Genomic DNA, 4,335 nt, shown 5'->3' on the forward strand with positions numbered 1-4,335 from the left:
AAGTGCACGAAAACGGGCACAAATTAGAGCATTACTGTGATACGCTACGACTCGCAGAGATGTGATGAGGTTTTCTCCAGAGTTAAGGTTTCGGACCGAAACTGGATCAGCTGGGCTCATCCTCGTGCTGAATCGTGCGGAATGGGGGGTATATTCCGCCTCGAGTTGGCCCAGATCACCTGAAGCGGGCCCGCAAATGGAAGAGACAGGCCACATCAACATGGCTCAACGTTGCTTCGGTTTGCACTACGCCGCCAATGAGATGTGCAGCCGAAATGCCGAGTTCGTGCGGATCACCGAAGACGCAGGATTCCAGTGGTTCCGCGAGTGTGAGGTAGATCGGGAGATAGATAGGGGCAATCCTGAGCATGCTGTGATGCCATGGCTGGCAGCAGGATGCTTACTAGCTGCTCGCGAACCACCCGCGGGCTACCCGCGGGCTACTCGGGGGCTATTCGCGGGCTACTCTTCGCGAGGTCGGGACGTCCTTCAGATTGCCGATTCTGTGCGTGTTGTACGAAATCCGTACGGATCTTCGCGGAAGCTGTACGGATTCCGTACGCCTCCAGGCCCAATCCACCGCCAATCCGGTCCGAGAGAGCGTCTTTTTCCCATCTTATGCCTATTTGCGCCCCGATTCATGGCGCTCAGCGCTGTTTTTGGCTGCTGAACTCCGATTCCGAAGGCCGCACGCCCATTCCGCCTTCAGCGCCGTACGAAATCCGTACAGGTCATCGGCGCGTCCAGTACGAAATCCGTACAGGTCGCCCATCATCGGCACCCGTGACGACGCAGGGCTGGAGGTTTTTCCCATGAGGAACACGCCACATATGAAAACTCAGAGGATGAATGCCCAATGGTGCTGAATGTGGGCCATGAATACGTGGCGGGTGAATGAAGCCCTAGGCCTTGCTTACCGGAAAGGCCTAGGGCTCTTGCGCTTTCGGGATTAAGCGGCGCCGGCTTATGGCAAGCTCCTAGCAAGCTCCTGGCAAGCTCCTGGCAAGCTCCTAGCAAGCTCCTAGCAAGCGCTGTAGCCGCACAGTTTGCACTCGCTGCATCCAGACGCGTATATCAGAGAGTAGTTTCCGCACTGTGGACAAAGGTCATGTCGGGTGACGTGCTTACCGTGCCCACCATGATCCTCATCGTGGCCATCTTCATGGGAGTGGCTTTCGCTGCTGGAACTATCATCATCGGATTCAGCCGCGTCGCCTCCGTTGCCCACGAACGGGAGAGTCGCCTGCTGTGACGAGTCACACGTGCCCTCAGGCCCAGACGCGGCGGCCTCACTGCTAGCGGACTGACCAGCTATGCCGCGCTCGGGAGGAGTGGCCCATTCCGGACCCGCATACTTCGACTGGATGCACTGCTCAAGCATTCGCCCTATGGCATCCGGCACCGACAGGACGCGGTTTGGGCCGAACCCGATCTGGCCGGATCCTCCAATTCCGCGAAGCTGTCGCGCTACCTCTGTAGGGTCAATTCCGGCGCGAAGGGAGAGGGAGATGAGGCGCGCGATGCTCTCCGTGAAAGCATATATGTCGGTGCCCGCTCTTCCGATCTGGCAGAACATCTCGAACGGAGTGGAATCGTATAGGTTCATCGTGGCCCACAGGGTTCCAGACGGAGTGGCGATTCGCTTCGTGACGCCGCACAGCGTTTCCGGCCTGTCGATGGGCTGGAGACGCCCCCATAGCGTGGAATCCACGGTGTATGGCTTCCTTCCGCGAGGGGTCGGCGCCTCCTCCATTAGCTTCGGCTCCGGTTTCCGTTTGGAAGAGATCACTTCGCTCTCCCGGCTTCCAGATCTGTAAACGGTGATGCCCTTGCACCTGAGCCTGTGCGCGAGCAGGAATGCCTGCTTCACGTCGTCGCGCGTGGCGTCGTAGGGCAGGTTGATCGTTTTGGATACTGCGTTATCGATTCCTCGCTGTACGGCCGCCTGGATCCTGGCATGCCACTCCCATGGGATCTCCAGAGCTGTGCGGTACAGCATCACCATGTCTGCCGGTATACCCTCAATGCCATCGAGAGACCCGCCGTTGGCTGCGATCTTCTCCATAAGCTCATCCGAGTAGATGCCGCGCCTCTTTGCGTCGGCGAGGAACAGCGCGTTCACCTGGGTGAGGGTCTTTCCTCCCAGCACGTTCTGCTTCGTAAATGCTACGCCGAACAGAGGCTCGCAGCCTGAGGATGCGTTCGCAATCATGCTGATGGTCCCGGTGGGCGCAACAGTGGTCACAGTTGCATTACGGATCGGAGGATCGCCGGCCTTGGCGAAAACGCTATCGGCGAAGGCGGGGAATGGACCGCGCTCCACTGCCAGGGCGCATGATTTCACCTTGGCCTCCCGGGTTATGAACCTGGCGATAAGCTCCGAGAGAAGCTCGGCCTTCTCCGACGCGTATGCCACCTTGAGCATTATGAAGAGATCCGCAAGACCCATGAAGCCAAGGCCGATCTTTCGGGTGGTTCTCACCATCCGGTCGATCTCCGGGAGAGGGTATCTGCTGACGTCGATGATCGAATCGAGAAAATCGACTGCGCTATGTACGACAGTGCGAAGCAAGCTCCAGTTCACGTGGCGAATCTCATCCGCAAGCACGCCTGCGCATAGGGCGGCAAACTCGTGATCAGCCCACCCGGCATCAAGGCCAAGCTCAACCAGGACCTGCTCACTTGAGGCAGGCTCTTCCCTGTGCATCTTCTGAAGGTTGACTGATCCCAGGTGGCATGCTTCATACGGAAGGAGCGGCTGCTCTCCGCATGGATTGGTGGCGGTTATTCTGCCAATAGCAGGTGTTGGGTTCTTCTCTTCCAGGCGATCCAGAAACACCACGCCCGGCTCTCCGTTGCGCCATGCGTGATCAACAATGAGGCCGAAGATGTCCTGTGCCCTGCGAACCCCTGCGCTCTCGCGGGTTCGCGGATTGACAAGATCATAGCTTTCATCTGCCTCGACTGCTGCCATGAATGAATCCGTGATCCCAACCGAGATGTTGAAGTTCGACAGGGCGGAGTTATCCACCTTGCACGTGATGAAGCTCTCGATATCCGGGTGATCCACTCGAAGAATGCCGATGTTGGCGCCTCTTCGCTTTCCACCTTGCTTGATGATCTCGGTTGCCGAGTTGAAGACTGTCATGAACGATACCGGCCCCGACGCTACCCCGCCTGTGGATCTTACAACGTCGCCTCTGGGCCTGAGTGACGAGAAATCGAAACCTGTGCCTCCGCCTGACTGATGTATGAGTGCTGCACCGCGCACAGCATCGAATATCCTGGGGAGAGAATCCTCCACCGGAAGCACGAAGCATGCTGCGTTCTGGGAATCGTTCGTTCCAGCATTCATCCACGTTGGAGAGTTGGGGGAGAACAGCGACTCCACGAGGAGCCAGTAGAAAAGGTTCACACGCTCCTGCTCCGTTTGGGTGTTCCCTTCGTACTGAACACCTGCTTTGGCGGCTTCCACAGCTAACCTCAGGCACATCTGCTCAGGTGATTCTGTTGCCTTGCCTTCTTTGTCTCTTAGCAGATATCTAGTCTCAAGTATCGTTAGCGCCTCAGGCGTCAGCGCCATCCGGCGTTCGAGCACAGAGTCATCGATAGGCCCCATCGATCTGCCCCCCAAGCTTATCCATCGTGTACAAGATCAGAGTCACTGATTCTGCACGTGTCCGCAATTGCCCTTCAGCGTGGAAATGTATACAAGGGATGGACGCAAAGCGCATCACACTTGATTCTAACCCATCTGACCCGATCAAGTCAATGCGGCGTGGCGGGCATGTGCGGGCCGGGCATGCTCGCCACGCCTTATCGCACACCCGTCCAAACTCACTGATGGAGAAAGCCTCCCGCCTGATCGGGAGGCCTTCTCGCGTGCGATCTATGATATCCGTGGACGTGGCCGGATGGCCCGTCCGCGGGAAGCATTAGTGCGCCACGCTTACCAGGAGTAGCGCACGGTGTAGGTGACCGTGGCTGTTCCACCGGCTGGGATCTTCGCAAGGAACTCGACCGTTTGGGAGTCGGTCTTCGAATACTTGGAGCTGGCAGAGGTGATCTCCCACTGGCTGTAGCCCCATAGGTGCTCCACCACGTTCACCTCGACTGCTTCCTCTTTCCTGTTTCTCACCTCAAGCTTGTAAGTCTCTTCGCGCACTTTGTCCGATATCTTCTTGATGTTGGTCTGGGTGCGCGAGCCTACCACATCGAATGCCGAACCCAGCAGAACTCGGACCTTTTCATCCTTAGGAGTGTGGTCGATCTTGTCCTCGCCCACGAACTCAAGCCCGCCATCGGAATCCATTTTGCTGACTCTCACGATTCCCT

2 protein-coding genes are annotated in these 4,335 nt (G+C 57.6%); both read right to left on the reverse strand.

Annotation, left to right across the window (positions count from 1 at the left end; genetic code table 11):
- Window positions 1–1,021 precede the first annotated feature (1,021 nt).
- On the reverse strand, window positions 1,022–3,619 hold the full coding sequence (locus tag VB144_10115; GenBank protein ID MEA4883987.1) for an adenosylcobalamin-dependent ribonucleoside-diphosphate reductase: 2,598 nt from the start codon (window positions 3,617–3,619) through the stop codon (window positions 1,022–1,024).
- A 330-nt stretch (window positions 3,620–3,949) separates the two neighbouring features.
- Window positions 3,950–4,335: DUF4139 domain-containing protein (locus tag VB144_10120; GenBank protein MEA4883988.1), on the reverse strand; the 386-nt coding region annotated here is incomplete at its 5' end.

This window comes from Clostridia bacterium (assembly GCA_034926675.1).
In the GTDB taxonomy this organism is placed as follows: domain Bacteria; phylum Bacillota; class DTU025; order DTU025; family DTU025; genus JAYFQW01.

Bases quoted from the DNA above. Each gene is read 5' to 3' on its own strand.
- VB144_10115 (MEA4883987.1), bottom strand. From the start codon at position 3,619: ATGGGGCCTATCGATGACTCTGTGCTCGAACGCCGGATGGCGCTGACG.